Raw genomic sequence first — 16,811 nt, forward strand, 5'->3', positions numbered from 1 at the left:
CAAACGCCGGACGGGCTTTCTTCCCGCCTCAGCAGCACTGGTCGGGCGCCCCCACCGAAACGGCGCTCCGCGCCCCGTTCTCAAACGCCGGACGGGCTCTCCTTCACCCGTCTCAGCAGCAGCTGGCGCTCCCGCGCGTTCCGCGCCAGTGCTGCCGCCCGCTCGAACTCCCCGCGGGCCTCCGCGTGGCGGCCCAGGCGCTCCAGGAGGTCCCCGCGCACGCTGGGCAGCAAGTGGTATCCCCGCAGGGCGGGTTCGCCCGCCAGCGCGTCCACGAGCGCCAGCCCGGCCTCGGGTCCCCGCGCCATGGACACCGCGACCGCCCGGTTCAACTCGACGACCGGCGACGGCGCCCGCGCCGCCAACAGCCCGTAGAGTGCGGTGATCCGCTCCCAGTCCGTCTCCTCGTACGACCCCGCGTGCGCATGGCACGCGGCGATCGCCGCCTGGAGGACGTACGGCCCGCGCGCCATTCCGCCGGACGCCCCCTCCGCCCGTTCGAGGGCGGCGAAGCCCCGCCGGATCAGCATCCGGTTCCAGCGGCCCCGGCTCTGGTCCTTGAGCAGCACGGGCTCCCCGCCGGGTCCCGTCCGCGCGGCGGTGCGCGAGGCCTGGAGTTCCAACAGGGCCGCGAGCCCGTGCACTTCGGGCTCCTTCGGCATCAGGGCGGCAAGCTGCCGGGCCAGGCGCAACGCGTCCTCGCACAGGGCGGGACGCACGTAGTCGTCGCCCGCCGTCGCCGCGTACCCCTCGTTGAAGATCAGGTAGATGACGTCGAGGACCGAGCCGAGGCGGGCCTCGCGGTCCGGGCCGTAGGGCACTTCGAACGGGACGTTCTTCGCGGCCAGCGTGCGCTTGGCGCGGACCACGCGCTGGGCGACCGTCGATTCCGGGGCGAGGACCGCGCGGGCGATCTCCGCCGTGGTGAGGCCGCCGAGGAGACGGAGCGTGAGGGCGACCCTGGCCTCGGCCGACAGCACCGGGTGGCACGCCGTGAAGACCAGGCGCAGCAGGTCGTCGTCGATGGCGTCCGGGTCCTCGACGAGATCCGGGATCTCGTCCAGGTGCGGCGGAGCGGTCTCCAGGTCGCGGCCCATCTCCGCGAGCTTGCGCGCGTAGCGCTCGCGCCGGCGCACCAGGTCGATCGCGCGGTTCTTGGCCGCGGCCGTGAGCCAGGCGCTCGGGTTGTCGGGAACGCCCGAATCGGGCCACTGCTCCAGGGCCGCCACCAGGGCGTCCTGCGCCAACTCCTCGGCGATGCCCACGTCCCGTACGATCCGCGCGGCACCGGCGATCACTCGCGGGGCCTCCATGCGGAAGACCGTCTCGATGGTCCGCTCGATGGTGCGCTCGACGCCGTGCGCGGTGCGGCGGGGGTGCTCAGACGCGTGGTCCACAGCCATCCATCAGAGCACCCCCGGCCTCTCTGCGCAAAGAATCAGGCGTTCGGGCCCACCCCGGGGATGCCTGCCTCGCCGATCTCCCTGACCTCCACGGTGAGCGTCCAGTAGTCCTCGTGGGTCTTCAGGAACCGCTTGGTCCACTCGACCGCTTCGGCCTTGTCCCTGGCCTGGAGGATGGAGTAGCCGCCGATGACCTCCTTGGCCTCGGTGAACGGGCCGTCCGTGACGGACAGGCGGCCGCCCTGCCAGTGCACCCTGGTGCCCTCGGAGGTCGGCGCGAGGCCCGCGGTGTCGAGCAGCACGCCCTCCTTGGCCATGCCTTCGAGCAGCTCACCCATGCGCTGCTGAAGTTCGGGGCTCGGGCCGCCCCCGTGGGTGTCGTTCTCGTCGATGCGGATCATCGCCAGATAGCGCGGCATGGTGCTGCCTTCCGTTTCGGTGGTCGACGGGCGGGGCTCTCGTGCCTCGCCTCGTCCTTTACCTCTGCGTCGAACGGCAGGGCCCCTCATCGACAACCTCGCGGAAATCAGTCCGCGGGCTCGAAACGCCAGCGATGCGGAGGGCGGGACACCAGCTCGGGCGGCGGCGCGGGGAGTTCCGGCACCTCCGCCTCGTACGGGGCGTCCCACCAGGTGATCACCAGGACGCGGTCCTGGGGCGCCCGGAAGGTCTCCCGGCGCACCGGCGGCGGCTCCAGGGCCTGGGCCCGCGCCCAGTCGAGCAGCTCGGGGCCCCGCCCGGCCTCCGCCCGTGCCTCCCACATCAGCGCGACGCTCATGAGTACAGGTTGTCCTTCGCGACCTCGTGCACGTGATCGTGCGAGTGGGTGTGGGTGTGGGCGTGGGCGCCGGGGACGTGGGGTTCCGTCACCGGCAGGGACGAGTCCGCCGACAGGTCCAGGTCGGACGCCGCCCGGTTGCGGGCCACCATCTCCGCGCCGAGCGCCGCCACCATCGCCCCGTTGTCCGTGCAGAGCTTGGGCCGGGGGACGCGGAGCCGGATCCCGGCCCGCTCGCACCGCTCCTGCGCGAGGGCCCGCAGCCGCGTGTTCGCCGCCACCCCGCCGCCGATCATCAGGTGGTCCACCCCCTCGTCCTTGCAGGCCCGTACCGCCTTGCGGGTCAGCACGTCCACGACGGCCTCCTGGAAGGACGCCGCCACGTCCCGCACCGGAACCTCCTCGCCCGCGGCCCGCTTCGCCTCGATCCAGCGCGCCACCGCCGTCTTGAGGCCGGAGAAGGAGAAGTCGTACGCCGCGTCCCGCGGGCCCGTCAGACCGCGCGGGAACGCGATGGCCTCCGGGTCGCCCTCGCGTGCGTAGCGGTCGATCACCGGGCCGCCCGGGAAGCCGAGGTTCAGAACGCGCGCGATCTTGTCGAAGGCCTCGCCCGCGGCGTCGTCGATGGTCGCGCCGAGGGGCCGCACGTCCGAGGTGATGTCGGTGGACAGGAGCAGCGAGGAGTGGCCGCCGGAGACCAGGAGGGCCATCGTCGGCTCGGGGAGCGCGCCGTGCTCCAGCTGGTCCACGCAGATGTGCGAGGCCAGGTGGTTCACGCCGTACAGCGGCTTGCCGAGCGCGTACGCGTACGCCTTCGCCGCCGACACCCCGACGAGCAGCGCGCCCGCGAGGCCGGGGCCCGCCGTCACCGCGACGCCGTCCAGGTCGGAGGCGGCGACACCGGCGTCCTTCAGGGCGCGCTGGATGGTCGGGACCATCGCCTCCAGATGCGCGCGGGACGCCACCTCGGGGACGACGCCCCCGAAGCGCGCGTGCTCGTCGACGCTGGACGCCACCGCGTCCGCCAGCAGGGTCGTGCCGCGGACGACGCCTACGCCCGTCTCGTCGCAGGAGGTCTCGATGCCGAGGACGAGGGGCTCGTCACGGGAGTCAGCCATGGATCTCGGTTCCTTGTACGCCGTTCAGCGGGCCAGGGTCCGCCTGGCCGTCGCTCGGAGGTTCGGGGGTGCCGTTCACGGAGGCCGGGACGGCGGAGGGGTCGGACAGGCGCATCACCAGCGCGTCCACGTTGCCGGGCTGGTAGTAGCCGCGGCGGAAGCCGATCGGTTCGAAGCCGAAGCGCTCGTACAGCCTCTGCGCCCGGGTGTTGTCCACGCGCACCTCCAGCATCACCTCGGTGGCCTCGAAGGCGCTGGCGTGCCGGAGCAGCTCCGTGAGCAGGCCCGCGCCGAGGCCGGTGCCCCAGTGGTCCCGGGCGACGGCGATCGTCTGCACGTCGGCGGCCACCGCCGCGCCGTCACCGGAGTCGCTGCCCGCGACCGCGAGGCCGCCGTAGCCGACGAGGCGCTCGCCCTCGTACGCCACCAGGTAGCGGCGTGTGGAGCCGGGTCCGCGCGCGTGCGCCAGCTCCGACCAGAACATGCCGCGCGACCACGCGTCGTCCGGGAAGAGCTCCTTCTCCAGGGCGAGCACGGCGTCGATGTCCCACCAGCGCATCTCGCGCACCGCGGCGGCGACGGCCCGGGGCAACGTTCCGGGAGGTCCAGCAGGCTCTGCGGGCTCAGTGGGCTCAGTGGTCACTTGGGGGTGACCACCTTGTAGTTCTTGGGGACCTGCGCGTCGGGGCGGCGCAGATACAGCGGCCGCGGTTCGGGGAGTTCCTCGCCCGCGGCGAGGCGCTCCGCCGCGAGCGACGCGAGGGCGGCCGCCGCCACGTGCTCGGGGCCGCGCACGTCCGTGAACGTGTCCGGGTAGAGCGCGGCGCCCGCGCCGACCGCGGGGAGGCCCGCGACGTCGGCCGCGATGTCCGCGGGGCGGTCCACCGCGGGTCCTTCCGTCCGGGTGCGCGCGTTCTCGTACCGCGCCCAGTAGACCTCCTTGCGGCGGGCGTCCGTCGCCACGACGAACGGGCCCTCCTCGATGCCCGAGGCGTACGCGAGGCCGTCGAGGGTGCACACGCCGTGCACCGGGACGTCGAGCGCGAGGCCGAAGGTGTCGGCCGTCATCAGGCCGACGCGCAGGCCGGTGTACGGGCCGGGGCCGATGCCTGCGACGACGGCCGTGACCGCGTCCAGTCTCAGACCCGCGTCGGCGAGCACGCGGTCCACGGCGGGGAGCAGCAGCTCACCGTGGCGGCGGGCGTCGACCTGGCTCGATGCGGCGATGACGGTCGTGCCGTCGTGCAGGGCGACGGTCACGGCGGGGGTGGCGGTATCCAGAGCGAGCAAGAGCACACAAACAGCCTACGGCTCCGGGGCCCCGCGCACGGCCGCCCCGGCGATGAGCACACCTGCTGCTACCGTCACCCCGTAGCCGTACACACGGGAGGTGGCGCAGGTGTCAAGGAGCAGCTCGGGATTCGTGGCCGGCCTCACCGCGGCAGCCCTGGCCGTGGTCGGCTTCCTCGCCTACCAGGCCTCCGCCAGCGCCCCCGACGACCTCGGCGCCCGCCCGGACAAGTCCCCGACGGCTCCCTCGTCCCCCGAGAAGGGCAAGAAGGACCCGCTCGCGCTGCCCGCGGGATCGGGCTCCGGCAAGCGCGTCGTCTACTCCCTGGCGGGCGACCGGGTCTGGCTCGTCGGCGACTCCGACAAGGTGCAGCGCACGTACAAGGTGACGCCGAGCACCGTGGACCCCGCGGCCGGTTCGTACACCGTCACCTCGCGCTCCGGGCAGATCGTCGGCTCCGACGGTACGCAGATCGAGCACGTCGTGCGGTTCGCGGACGTCGACGGCATAGGGATCGGGTTCAGCGCCGCGCTCAACGGCTCCACGGAGAAGCCGGACCCCGCGAAGAAGACCGGCGGCATCCGCTCGTCCCGCGCGGACGGCAACGCGATGTGGGACTTCGCGCTGATGGACGCGAAGGTCGTCGTCGTTCCCTGAGTCCGGTGCGGGCTGCTCCCCGGGACACCCGTGGCGGGCGGCTCTCAGGCCGCGTCGCGCCGCCGTTCGTCGACCGTGTCCGCCACCGGGTGGTGCGGGGGCGCGGCCGGGGGCGTGGAGACCGCGCTCGCGGCGGCGCACGACGCCAGCAGATCGCTCATCGACCAGGCCGACGGCGCCTCGGGACGTGCGAACGGCTGGGGCTGCGCATCGCGTTCTGAAGCCGGCATGGTCGCCTCCTGGGGCTCCGGGAGCAGACGTGGTTAGGTAGACCTAACCAGGACCTGGTATCCATGTGACCACGTGCGACGCATGCCGCGCAACATCTTGCCGACGGCTTGTCGGAAAGTTCGGGCGACTCTACGAAACCCCGGGACCTCCGCGGCCCCCGGAACCCCCGGGACCTCCGGGACCCCCGGAACGCGCTGCGGGGCGCTCAGGCCGTGAGCGCCGTCAGGTCGGCCGCGGCCCAGCGCCCGCCGATGCCGTGCAGCGTGACCTCGCGGACCTCGTCCGTGGTGTCGCCGACGGCCCGGTCGATGACCAGGTGCAGCCGGTCGTCCGAGAGCTCCTCGACCTTCCCCTCCCCCCACTCCACGACGATCACGGAGTCCGGCAGGGAGACGTCGAGGTCCAGGTCCTCCATCTCGTCGAGGCCGCCGCCCAGGCGGTACGCGTCGACGTGGACCAGCGGCGGCCCGTCGCCGAGGGAGGGGTGCACGCGGGCGATGACGAACGTCGGCGAGGTGACGGCGCCGCGCACGCCGAGGCCCGCGCCCAGGCCGCGGGTCAGCGTCGTCTTGCCCGCGCCGAGCTCACCGGTGAGCATGACGAGGTCGCCGGGGCGCAGGATCTCGGCCAGGCGGCGGCCCAACTCGCCCATCTCGTCGGGCGAACTGACAGTGATCTTGAGGGTGGTGGCGGGGGCCGGGCTGTGCGGTGCTTCCATGACGGCCACGTTAGCCGCTCACGGAGCGCGCTCCGGCCGCCCCGCCACGGCGCCCGGCCGCGGCAGGACCGCTACATGGCGGCGTCGCGCACCTGCTCCTTGGCCCTGACGAGCAGGTCGGCGATGCGGTCGACGACCACCTCGGGGTGCTCCATCATCACCAGGTGCCCGGCGTCCGGGACGAGCACCAGTTCGGCGTCGGGCAGCAGGTCGGCGATGGCCTCGCTGTGCTCGCTCGGCGTCACCAGGTCCTTGTCGCCCGCGAGGACGAGGACGGGCAGCCCGGCGAAGTGCTCCAGGGCCGCCGTCTTGTCGTGCTCGGCGAAGGCCGGGTAGAACTCGGCGACGACGTCGATCGGCGTCGACTCGATGAGCCGCTCCGCGAACCGCGCCACGGCCGGGTCGATGTCCCTGGAGGCGAACGAGTAGCGCTTGATGATGCCCGCGAACAGGTCGGCGGTGGCGCGCCGCCCCTTCTCCACCAGGTCCGCCTGCGAGCCGAGCGCCTTCAGGACGCCGGGCAGCACGCGCCGGACGGCGTTCATCCCCGCCACGGGCAACCCGAAGTTGACTTCGCCGAGCCGCCCGGAGGACGTACCGATGAGCACGACGCCCACGACGCGCTCGCGGATCAGGTCCGGGAACTGGTCGGCGAGGGCCATGGTGGTCATGCCGCCCATGGAGTGCCCGACGAGCACGAGGGGCCCTTCGGGGGCGGCCGCGTCGACGACGGCCTTGAGGTCACGGCCCAGCTGGTCGATGGAGACGGGCCTGCCGTCCTGGCGCTGGTCCACGCCGCGGCCGGAGCGGCCGTGGCTGCGCTGGTCCCAGTAGACGCAGCGCACCGCGCCCCGCAGGGCGGCCCGCTGGAAGTGCCAGGAGTCCTGGCCGAGGCAGTAGCCGTGGCTGAAGACGACGGTGACGGGGGCGGGTGTCTTGCGTCCGAAGAGCCGACGCCACTGCCGACTGCCCCGGGCCCCTTCCTCCGGGCCGCGCCCCCGGCCGGCGGCACCCGCGTCCGCCTCCGCGTCCGCCGGGAGGTGGAGGTCGTCCACCTCTTCGACCTCGTACGCGAGTTCGGTGCCGTCGTCCGCGTAGGCCTTGCCGGGCATGCCGCGCAGGGAGCCGTAGGGCCCCGAGGCGTCGAGGGCGAGGCGGGCCTTCTTGCGCATGCCGCGGCCGACCGTCAGCCGCTCCAGGGCGACACCGGCGGCGGCGCCCGCGGCGATGACCCCTATCGCGGCGCCGGCGATCCCGGCCCGCCGCCAGGTGGTGGCCGCCGAGGCGGCCGCGCCGGCCACTTCGGTCACCACGTCCGCGGCGGCCGCCCCCGTGCTGCCCTCGCTCACGTACCGCTCCTCTTCAGTCGTCGGTGCTGTTCGGGGCCTTGTTCACATCGACGCTCATATCGACGTTCATATCGACGTTCATATCGACGTTCAGATCGACGTTCAGATCGACGTTCATATGGACGCGCGGGACGCGGGAACCGATGCGCGTGACGATCTCGTACCCGATGGTGCCCGCCGCACGGGCCCAGTCCTCGACGGTGGGCTCGCCACGGTCGCCGGGTCCGAAGAGCACGGCCTGCGAGCCGATGCCGGGTTCGTCGCCACCGAGGTCGACGACGAACTGGTCCATCGCGATCCGTCCGGCGACGGTACGCAGCTTGCCGTCGACGAGCACGGGTCCGGTGCCGGAGGCGTGGCGCGGGACGCCGTCGCCGTAACCGGCGGGGATCAGGCCGAGGGTGGTGGCGCCGGGGGTCGTGTAGTGGTGTCCGTAGCTCACGCCGTGCTGGGCCGGGGCGTGCTTGACCGAGGCCAGGGAGGCGGTGAGCGTCATGACGGGCCGCAGGCCGAAGTCCTGCGGGGCGCCGACCTCGGGGCTGGGCGAGATGCCGTACATGGCGATGCCGGGCCTGACGAGGTCGAAGTGGGTGTCCGGACGGGTGAGGGTGGCCGGGGAGTTGGCGATGTGCCGCACCTCGGGCCGGACGCCCTGCTCCTCAGCGTGGGCCACCATCTCCCGGAAGACGTCGAGCTGGGCCTGGATCGAGGGATGCCCCGGCTCGTCGGCGCACGCGAAGTGGGACCAGAGTCCGGTGACGCGGACCAGTCCCTCGGCCTCGGCGCGCAGGGCCGCCGCGATCAGCTCGGGCCAGTCGTCCGGCATGCAGCCGTTGCGGCCGAGGCCGGTGTCGGCCTTGAGCTGGACGCGGGCGGTGCGGGTGGCCGCGCGGGCGGCGGCGGTGACCTCGCGCAGCGCCCACAGGCCGCTGACCGAGATGTCCAGGTCCGCCTCGACGGCTTCGCGCCAGGGGCCGCCCGGGGTCCAGAGCCAGCACATCACGGGGGCGTCGATACCGGCCGCGCGGAGCGCGAGGGCCTCTTCCGGGGTGGCGGTGCCCACCCAGGTGGCGCCGGCTTCCAGGGCCGCGCGGGCGCACGGCAGCATCCCGTGGCCGTAGGCGTCCGCCTTCACGACCGCCATGAAGGCGGCGGTGGGGGCGTGGGCGCGCAGGGTCCGTACGTTCGCCCGGAGGGCGGCGAGGTCGATCTCGGCGCGGACGCGCGGCGGTGCAGTCTCAGTCATCGCCCCCAAGTCTCTCAGAGCCGCCCATGGCCCCCGAATCAACCGCCCCCTCCGTGGGCAACCGGTCCGCCAGGGGCGAGTGGGGTCTCCCCTGCTCGAACGGAGCCGAGAGCTCGGGGATGGGTGGGCACGGCCCACCTGCCGGGCAACCGTCGCGTGGGCGGAGGGGCGTGGCCCGAGCGGGCTCAAGGGTGCTGAGCCCCAAAGGTGCTGAGCCCCAGGGGTGCTAAGCCCCCCGCACGTCCCGCCAAGCCAGTGGCAAGGCCTCCGCCACATCCTGCGCCCCCACGGGCGCCCCCTCCGCCGCAAGCCGCCCCGCGAGCCCGTGCAGAAACGCCCCGACGGCCCCCGCGTCCCCCGCCCCGAGCCCCGCCGCCAACAGCGACCCGGCAAGGCCCGACAGCACATCGCCGCTCCCCGCGGTGGCGAGCCACGACGTCCCCGTCGGATTGACCCGCACCGCGCCCCCGCCGGGCGAGGCGACCACCGTCGTCGACCCCTTGAGCAGCACCGTGGCCGAGTACCGCGCGGCCAACTCCCGTACGGATTCGAGGCGGGCCCCCTCGACCTCCTCCCGGGAGACCCCGAGCAGGGCGGCGGCCTCCCCGGCGTGCGGAGTGAGCAACGTGGGGGCATCCCGCCCCCGTACGGCGGAGACGTCCACGAGCCGCAGCCCGTCGGCGTCGATCAGGACGGGCACGTCGGCGGCCACGGCGTCCCGCAGGAACGCGTCGTCGTCGCCGAGCCCCGGCCCGGCGACCCAGGCCTGCACCCGCCCGGCCGCGGCGGGCGGCCCGGCGGAGACGAGGGCTTCCGGGAAGCGGGCGACGACGGCGTCGGCGGCGGGCCCCACGTACCGGACGGCCCCGGCCCCGGCCCGCAGCGCCCCGGCGACACAGAGCACGGCGGCCCCCGGATAGCGGGCGGACCCGGCGACGACACCGACGACCCCGCGCCGATACTTGTCGCTCTCGGCGCCGGGCACGGGCAGCAACCGCTCGACGTCGGCGTACTGGAGGGCCTCCAGGGCGGCGTCGTGCGCGCCGAGTTCACCGTCGAGGCCGATGTCGACGAGCCGCACGGCCCCGGCGTACTCCCGCCCGGGGTCGACGAGGAGGCCGGGCTTGTACGTCCCGAACGTCACGGTGGCGTCGGCGCGGACGGCGTCCCCGCGCACCTGCCCGGTGTCGGCGTCCACTCCGCTCGGCAGGTCGACGGAGACGATCAGGGCCCCGGACGCGGCGGCGGCGCGCACGAGCCGCGCTGCCGGGGCCCGCAGCCCGCCCTTGCCGCCGATGCCGACGATCCCGTCGACGACGAGCCGGGCCCCGTCGAGCGCGGCCAGAGCCCGCTCGGAGACACCGGCGGACCCATCGGCGTCCGCGGAGCCATCGGCGCCGCCCCCCACAGGGGCATCCACAACCCGCCCCCCAGCCCGCAGCAGAGCAGCGAGCCCACCTCCGTGCACCCGGTCGGGCGCGAGGAGCACCGCGGTCACCCCGGCACCGCGCCGAGCGAGCCGGGCCCCGGCGAACAGGGCGTCACCACCGTTGTCCCCGCTGCCGACGAGAAGGACGACGCGCGCCCCGTACACCCTGCCGAGCAACTGCCCGCAGGCCACGGCGAGCCCGGCTGCGGCCCGCTGCATCAGGGCGCCGTCCGGCACTCGGGCCATCAGCGCGCGCTCGGCGGCTCGGACACTGTCCACGCTGTACGCAGTACGCATCCTCCTAGGATCGCGCACCCCTCAACACGAGGCACCCGCGCCCGCCACCCGTGCCCGGCATCCCATGCGCCCGGGGCCCGACACCCGGCGTCCGGCGTCCGGCGTCCGGCGTCCGGCGCCCAACACCCGACGCCCGGGATCGACAACCGCGCCCCGCGCCCCGCGCCCCGCCAGGAATCCCTCCCGCGAGGACCGCCCTACCCCTCCGCGATGACCACAGCGGAAGCGACCCCCGCGTCATGGCTCATGGAGACATGCCACCCCCGCACCCCCAACGCCTCCGCGCGGGCGGCCACCGTCCCCCGCACCCGCAGCCGGGGCTGCCCGCTCTCCTCGACGTACACCTCCGCGTCGACCCAGCGCAGCCCGGCGGGCGCCCCGAGGGCCTTGGCGAGCGCCTCCTTGGCGGCGAAGCGCGCGGCGAGGGAGGCGATGCCGCGCCGCTCCCCGTCGGGGAGGTACAACTCCGCCTCGACGAAGATCCGTTGCCGCATGCCGGGCCGCCGTTCGAGCGATTCGGCGAACCGATCGATCTCGGCGACGTCGATGCCCACCCCGATGATCAAGGCCACTCCTCACGATGAAACAAGAACCCCGTCCTACGGAGAACCTCACTCCACGGTCACCGACTTGGCCAAATTCCGCGGCTGATCCACCTCGTGGCCCCGGGCGAGGGCCAGCTCGCAGGCGAAGACCTGGAGCGGCACGGTGGCGACGAGGGGCGCGAGCAGCGGGGCGACGACGGGCACGCGGACGACGTGGTCCGCGTACGGCACGACGGCCTCGTCGCCTTCCTCGGCGATGACGACGGTACGGGCGCCGCGGGCCCGGATCTCCTGGATATTGGAGACGATCTTGTCGTGCAGGACGGGCTGCGCACGGGGCGAGGGCACGACCACGACGACGGGCAGCCCTTCCTCTACGAGGGCGATGGGCCCGTGCTTCAGCTCGCCCGCGGCGAACCCCTCGGCGTGCATGTAGGCGAGTTCCTTGAGCTTGAGTGCGCCCTCCAGGGCCACGGGGTACCCCACGTGCCGCCCGAGGAACAGCACGGTCCCGGTTCCTGCCCCGGCCAGGGAGCGGGCGAGTTCGCGCACGGGCTCCATACCGGCGAGTACCCGCTCCACCGCTCCGGGCATGGCCGCCAGGTCCCGCGCGGCCTCGGCCACCTCGGCGCGCGCCCCGGCGCCCCGTACCCGGGCCAGGTGCAGTGCGACCAGATAGCAGGCGACGAGCTGGGTGAGGAACGCCTTGGTGGAGGCGACGGCCACCTCGGGCCCGGCGTGGGTGTAGAGCACGGCGTCGGCCTCGCGGGGCAGGGTGGAGCCGTTGGTGTTGCAGATGGCGAGGACCGATGAGCCCTGTTCGCGGGCGTGCCGCAGGGCCATCAGGGTGTCCATGGTCTCGCCGGACTGGGAGACGGCGACGACGAGGGTGCGGGCGTCGAGGAGGGGCCCGCGATAACGGAACTCGCTGGCGAGCTCGACCTCGCAGGGCACCCGGGCCCACTGCTCGACGGCGTGCTTGGCGACGAGCCCGGCGTGGAAGGCGGTGCCGCAGGCGACGAAGACGACCTTGTCGAAGTCGCGCAGCGCCTGGTCGGAGATGCCGAGGGAACCGGAGCACGGGGAATCGAACCGCAGGGAACCGGAGCGCGGGGAATCGAGTCCCGAGGAATCGATCCCCGGCGAATCGAGTCCCGGGGAATCGAACCGCGGCGCATCGAGTCCCGGGGAATCGAACCGCGGCGCATCGTCACCGCCGGTCCACCCGCGCAAGGTCGCCGCCACAGCGCGAGGCTGCTCGGCGATCTCCTTGTGCATGAACGTGGCGTACCCGCCCTTCTCCGCGGCGGCGGCGTCCCAGTCGACGCGGTAGTGCCGCACATCGGCGGGCCGCCCGTAGAAGTCGGTCACGACGACCTCGTCGCGCCGCACCTGGACGACCTGGTCCTGGCCGAGCTCCACGGCGGAGCGGGTGTGGGCGATGAACGCGGACACGTCGGAGGCGAGGAAGGCCTCGTCCTCGCCCACGCCGACGACGAGCGGCGAGTTGCGGCGTGCGCCCACGACCAGGTCGGGGACGTCGGCGTGCACGGCGACCAGGGTGAACGCCCCCTGGAGCCGACGGCACACGAGACGCATCGCCTCGGCGAGGTCGGCACAGCCGGAGAACTCCTCGGCGAGCAGATGGGCGACGACCTCGGTGTCGGTCTCGGAGCGCAGGACGTGCCCGCGGGCGGCCAGCTCGTGACGCAGGTCGGCGAAGTTCTCGATGATCCCGTTGTGGACGACGGCGACACGCCGCGCACCGTCGAGGTGGGGGTGGGCATTGGCGTCGGTGGGCCCGCCGTGGGTGGCCCACCGGGTGTGCCCGATACCGGTGGCACCGGCCGGCAGCGGCCGGTCGACCAGCGCCTTCTCCAGATTGACGAGCTTGCCGGACTTCTTGGCGACGGCGATGGCGCCGTCCGCGAGCACGGCCGCGCCGGCCGAGTCGTATCCCCGGTACTCCAGGCGCTTCAGCCCGGCCAGCACCACTTCGAGCGCCGACTGCGAGCCGACGTAACCGACGATTCCACACATAAAAGGAACAATACGACTCTCTGTGACACCACAGGCACGCGACGCGTGCGACGCGCGCCGCGAACCAACCCCACCACCGCGCAGCGACCCCACCCCACCACCGCACCGTGACGCAGCCCACCACCGCACCGTGACGCACCCCACCCGCCCCCGCGTTCAAACAGCCGTAACAATGGACTGTGATCTCTTCGGTCTCCTCGCCGCCGCGGGGCGCCCACCGGCACCGGCCGGAGGCGACCCCTTACGTCGACCTCACCCGCTCCGAGTGGAGCGCGCTGCGGGACAAGACGCCGCTCCCCCTGACCGCCGCCGAGGTCGAGAAGGTGCGCGGTCTCGGCGACGTCATCGACCTCGACGAGGTCCGCGACATCTATCTGCCGCTCTCACGCCTGCTGAACCTGTACGTGGGCGCGACCGACGGCCTGCGCGGCGCCCTGAACACCTTCCTCGGCAACACCGGCGAGCGGGCGGCCCAGACGGGCACGCCCTTCGTCATAGGCGTCGCGGGCTCGGTGGCCGTGGGCAAGTCCACGGTCGCCCGCCTGCTCCAGGCCCTGCTGTCGCGCTGGCCGGAGCACCCGCGGGTGGAGCGGGTCACCACCGACGGCTTCCTGCTGCCCACCAAGGAGCTCCAGGCCCGCGGCCTGATGTCGCGCAAGGGCTTCCCGGAGTCGTACGACCGGCGCGCCCTGACCCGCTTCGTCGCCGACATCAAGGCCGGCAAGGACGAGGTGACGGCCCCCGTCTACTCGCACCTGATCTACGACATCGTGCCCGGCGAGCGGCTCGTCGTCCGCCGCCCGGACATCCTGATCGTCGAGGGCCTGAACGTCCTTCAGCCCGCGCTGCCCGGCAAGGACGGCCGCACCCGCGTGGGTCTCGCCGACTACTTCGACTTCAGCGTGTACGTGGACGCGCGCGCCGAGGACATCGAGCGCTGGTACCTGAACCGCTTCCGCAAGCTGCGGGCCACGGCGTTCCAGGACCCGTCCTCGTACTTCCGCAAGTACACGCAGGTCTCCGAGGAGGAGGCCCTGGACTACGCGCGCACGACCTGGCGGACGATCAACAAGGTCAACCTCCTGGAGAACGTGGCCCCCACGCGCGGCCGCGCCACCCTCGTCGTCCGCAAGGGCCCCGACCACAAGGTGCAGCGACTGAGCCTGCGCAAGCTCTGAGGGGCACGTCAGGGCCGCGTTAGGGTGCGGGCATGCTGCATCTGCGCCTGATCACCCCCGCCGACAAGACCGATGACGTGGTGCGGGTGATCGAGAGCACGGTCGGCGCCACCCATCTCGCCGTGGTGCCGGGTGCGGCCCGCAACCCGTCGGGCGACATCGTCATGTGCGACGTCGCCCGGGAGGCGGGCGACGAGCTGATCGACCGGCTGCGGGAGCTGGAGATCGACAAGCAGGGCTCGATCGCCCTGGAGAACATCGACCTGTCGCTGTCGGAGCGGGCCGACAAGGCCGAGGACGAGGCGCCGGGCGAGGGCGCCGACGCGGTCCTGTGGGAGCACCTGGAGGACGCCACGCACGAGGAGTCCACGCTCTCCATCACGTACGTCGCCTTCATCACGCTCGCCATGATGATCGCCGCGTGCGGTGTCGTCCTCGACAACGCGATCCTGGTCGTGGGCGCGATGGCGGTGGGCCCGGAGTTCGGACCGCTCGCGGGGTTCTGCACGGCCCTTGTACAGCGCGCCCCGCGGCTCGCGCTGCGTTCCCTGATCGCGCTGCTCGTGGGCTTCGCCGTCGCCATGGTGGTGACGGTGGGGTTCAGCCAGTTCATGGACGCCGTCGACCTGTTCAGCGACGACAAGCTGCGCGCCGAGCGGCCGAACACGAGCTTCATCTACAACCCCGACTGGTTCTCCTTCGTCGTGGCCGTCCTCGCGGGCGCGGCGGGCACCCTCTCGCTGACGTCCGCGAAGTCGGGCGCCCTGGTGGGCGTGGCGATCTCGGTGACGACGGTCCCGGCCGCGGCGAACGCGGCCGTCGCCTTCAGCTACGACGAGTACCGGCAGGCGTGGGGCTCCACCGAGCAGCTGCTGCTCAATCTCCTCGGCATCGTCGTCGCCGGTACGCTCACGCTGCTCGCCCAGAAGCTGCTCTGGGCGTGGCAGCGCGAACGCACCCTGCGCAAACGCGCGCTGCCCTAGCCGAGCGCGGACTTCACGACGTCCGCGAGGCGCCCCGCGACCGAGCGGGCCTGCTCGATGTCGGCGGCCTCCACCATGACGCGCACCAGCGGCTCGGTGCCGGAGGGCCGCAGCAGTACCCGGCCGGTGCTGCCCAGCTCGCGCTCGGCCTCGGCGACGGCGGCGGACAGCTCGGGCGAGGTCCGCACCCGGGACTTGTCGACGTCGGGCACGTTGACGAGGACCTGCGGCAGGCGCTCCATGACGGCGACCAGCTCGGCGAGTCGCTTGCCGGTCTGGGCGACGCGGGCCGCGAGCAGCAGTCCGGTCAGGGTGCCGTCGCCGGTGGTGGCGTGGTCGAGGACGATGACGTGTCCGGACTGCTCGCCGCCGAGGGCGTAGCCGTGCTCCTTCATCGACTCCAGGACGTACCGGTCACCGACGGCCGTCTGGACGAGGGTGAGGCCCTCGCGCTCCATGGCCAGCTTGAAGCCCAGGTTGGACATGACGGTCGCGACGACGGTGTCCTGCCGCAGGGCGCCGCGCTCGCGCAGGGCGAGGGCGAGGACGGCGAGGATCTGGTCGCCGTCGACCTCGGCGCCGGTGTGGTCCACGGCGAGGCAGCGGTCGGCGTCGCCGTCGTGGGCGATGCCGAGGTCGGCGCCGTGCTCGACGACGGCGGCCTTGAGGAGGCCGAGGTGGGTGGAGCCGCAGCCGTCGTTGATGTTGAGGCCGTCCGGCTTGGCGCCGATCGTGATGATCTCGGCACCGGCCCGCGCGAACGCCTCGGGCGAGACCCGGGCGGCGGCGCCGTGCGCCTCGTCCAGGACGACCTTCAGTCCGTCGAGGCGGCCCGGCAGGACGCCGATGAGGTGCGCGACGTACTGGTCGAAGCCTTCGTCGTACGTGGTGACGCGGCCGACGCCCGCACCCGTGGGGCGCTGCCAGGGCGCGCCGGTGCGGTGCTCCTCGTAGACGGACTCGATGCGGTCCTCGAGGTCGTCTGCGAGCTTGTGGCCGCCGCGGGCGAAGAACTTGATGCCGTTGTCGGGCATCGCGTTGTGGCTTGCGGAGAGCATCACGCCGAGGTCGGCGCCCAGCGCACCGGTGAGATGCGCCACCGCGGGGGTGGGCAGCACACCGACGCGCAGGACGTCCACGCCTGCGCTGGCGAGGCCCGCGACGACCGCGGCCTCCAGGAACTCCCCGGACGCCCGCGGGTCACGCCCTACCACCGCCGTCGGACGGTGGCCCTCGAAGGTGCCCGCTTCGGCTAGCACATGCGCCGCGGCGACCGAGAGCCCGAGCGCGAGCTCGGCCGTCAGGTCGGCGTTGGCGACACCGCGCACACCGTCCGTGCCGAAGAGTCGTCCCACTGGTGTCCTCCGAACATTGAGTGTCGGCTGGTCCTGCGGACGCGGTGACGTCCGATCTGTGATCCGTGCGGCCTCACCGCGCGGCCCTCGGCCGCTCAGCCTGTCGAACTTCTACCCCAGATCATGGGGTGCTGATAAACGAACGCCCCGACAGCACACGAGGGTGCCGCCGGGGCGTTCGGGAAGTACTGCA

17 protein-coding genes are annotated in these 16,811 nt (G+C 73.2%); 3 read left to right on the forward strand and 14 right to left on the reverse strand.

The window, feature by feature from the left end:
• Positions 1-80 precede the first annotated feature (80 nt).
• The 6 genes from GPA10_RS02580 to tsaB form a co-directional block, all read right to left on the reverse strand.
• Positions 81-1,313 (reverse strand): RNA polymerase sigma factor, encoded by a 1,233-nt coding sequence (locus GPA10_RS02580; protein WP_246258725.1) that lies wholly within the window; start codon positions 1,311-1,313, stop codon positions 81-83.
• A gap of 125 nt (positions 1,314-1,438) precedes the next feature.
• The gene (locus GPA10_RS02585) at positions 1,439-1,822 is read right to left on the reverse strand and encodes a YciI family protein (protein WP_157164000.1); all 384 of its coding nucleotides are present in this window, start codon (positions 1,820-1,822) and stop codon (positions 1,439-1,441) included.
• A 107-nt stretch (positions 1,823-1,929) separates the two neighbouring features.
• Positions 1,930-2,181: a hypothetical protein gene (locus tag GPA10_RS02590; RefSeq protein WP_058848144.1), complete on the reverse strand. Its 252-nt coding sequence runs from the start codon at positions 2,179-2,181 to the stop codon at positions 1,930-1,932.
• Positions 2,178-3,299, reverse strand: coding sequence for a tRNA (adenosine(37)-N6)-threonylcarbamoyltransferase complex transferase subunit TsaD (gene tsaD / locus GPA10_RS02595; RefSeq protein ID WP_157164001.1), 1,122 nt, complete (start codon positions 3,297-3,299; stop codon positions 2,178-2,180). The genes GPA10_RS02590 and tsaD overlap by 4 nt, the downstream gene beginning before the upstream one ends.
• Positions 3,292-3,858 (reverse strand): ribosomal protein S18-alanine N-acetyltransferase, encoded by a 567-nt coding sequence (rimI, locus tag GPA10_RS02600; protein WP_157164212.1) that lies wholly within the window; start codon positions 3,856-3,858, stop codon positions 3,292-3,294. The genes tsaD and rimI overlap by 8 nt, the downstream gene beginning before the upstream one ends.
• A gap of 80 nt (positions 3,859-3,938) precedes the next feature.
• Positions 3,939-4,595: a tRNA (adenosine(37)-N6)-threonylcarbamoyltransferase complex dimerization subunit type 1 TsaB gene (gene tsaB, locus GPA10_RS02605; protein WP_343040219.1), complete on the reverse strand. Its 657-nt coding sequence runs from the start codon at positions 4,593-4,595 to the stop codon at positions 3,939-3,941.
• A 103-nt stretch (positions 4,596-4,698) separates the two neighbouring features.
• On the opposite strand from tsaB, the gene GPA10_RS02610 reads away from it, so the two are divergent.
• Entirely contained in the window at positions 4,699-5,247 is a 549-nt protein-coding gene (locus GPA10_RS02610) for a hypothetical protein (RefSeq protein ID WP_058848341.1), read from the forward strand.
• A gap of 44 nt (positions 5,248-5,291) precedes the next feature.
• On the opposite strand, the gene GPA10_RS02615 is transcribed toward GPA10_RS02610, so the two are convergent.
• The 7 genes from GPA10_RS02615 to glmS all read right to left on the reverse strand — a co-directional run bounded on the left by GPA10_RS02615 (position 5,292) and on the right by glmS (position 13,102).
• A complete protein-coding gene (locus GPA10_RS02615; RefSeq protein WP_058848141.1) occupies positions 5,292-5,477 on the reverse strand; it encodes a hypothetical protein in 186 nt (61 codons plus the stop codon).
• Between the two features lie 206 nt (positions 5,478-5,683).
• On the reverse strand, positions 5,684-6,196 hold the full coding sequence (gene tsaE / locus GPA10_RS02620; RefSeq protein WP_058848140.1) for a tRNA (adenosine(37)-N6)-threonylcarbamoyltransferase complex ATPase subunit type 1 TsaE: 513 nt from the start codon (positions 6,194-6,196) through the stop codon (positions 5,684-5,686).
• A 71-nt stretch (positions 6,197-6,267) separates the two neighbouring features.
• Positions 6,268-7,545 carry an alpha/beta fold hydrolase gene (locus GPA10_RS02625; protein WP_343040220.1) on the reverse strand — a complete coding sequence of 426 codons (1,278 nt, stop codon included), beginning with the start codon at positions 7,543-7,545 and terminating at the stop codon, positions 6,268-6,270.
• 13 nt (positions 7,546-7,558) lie between these two features.
• Complete coding sequence (alr, locus tag GPA10_RS02630) at positions 7,559-8,791, reverse strand: alanine racemase (RefSeq protein ID WP_157164002.1); 1,233 nt, start codon at positions 8,789-8,791, stop codon at positions 7,559-7,561.
• 226 nt (positions 8,792-9,017) lie between these two features.
• Positions 9,018-10,517, reverse strand: coding sequence for an NAD(P)H-hydrate dehydratase (locus GPA10_RS02635; RefSeq protein WP_157164003.1), 1,500 nt, complete (start codon positions 10,515-10,517; stop codon positions 9,018-9,020).
• Positions 10,518-10,714: 197 nt separating this feature from the next.
• Positions 10,715-11,083 (reverse strand): holo-ACP synthase, encoded by a 369-nt coding sequence (locus tag GPA10_RS02640; protein WP_058848339.1) that lies wholly within the window; start codon positions 11,081-11,083, stop codon positions 10,715-10,717.
• Positions 11,084-11,128: 45 nt separating this feature from the next.
• Complete coding sequence (glmS, locus tag GPA10_RS02645; protein WP_157164004.1) at positions 11,129-13,102, reverse strand: glutamine--fructose-6-phosphate transaminase (isomerizing); 1,974 nt, start codon at positions 13,100-13,102, stop codon at positions 11,129-11,131.
• Between the two features lie 179 nt (positions 13,103-13,281).
• Here glmS and coaA point away from each other — a divergent pair, with 179 nt between their 5' ends.
• Together coaA and GPA10_RS02655 are read left to right on the forward strand one after the other, a co-directional pair.
• Entirely contained in the window at positions 13,282-14,280 is a 999-nt protein-coding gene (gene coaA / locus GPA10_RS02650; protein WP_058848137.1) for a type I pantothenate kinase, read from the forward strand.
• A gap of 32 nt (positions 14,281-14,312) precedes the next feature.
• The gene (locus GPA10_RS02655) at positions 14,313-15,263 is read left to right on the forward strand and encodes a DUF389 domain-containing protein (protein ID WP_157164005.1); all 951 of its coding nucleotides are present in this window, start codon (positions 14,313-14,315) and stop codon (positions 15,261-15,263) included.
• Here GPA10_RS02655 and glmM read toward each other — a convergent pair.
• Positions 15,260-16,618 (reverse strand): phosphoglucosamine mutase, encoded by a 1,359-nt coding sequence (glmM, locus tag GPA10_RS02660; RefSeq protein WP_058848135.1) that lies wholly within the window; start codon positions 16,616-16,618, stop codon positions 15,260-15,262. The two genes, GPA10_RS02655 and glmM, sit on opposite strands and share 4 nt — an antisense overlap.
• Between the last annotated feature and the right edge of the window lie 193 nt (positions 16,619-16,811).

Origin of the sequence: Streptomyces typhae, assembly GCF_009755605.1 — a bacterium.
GTDB lineage: Bacteria > Actinomycetota > Actinomycetes > Streptomycetales > Streptomycetaceae > Streptomyces > Streptomyces typhae.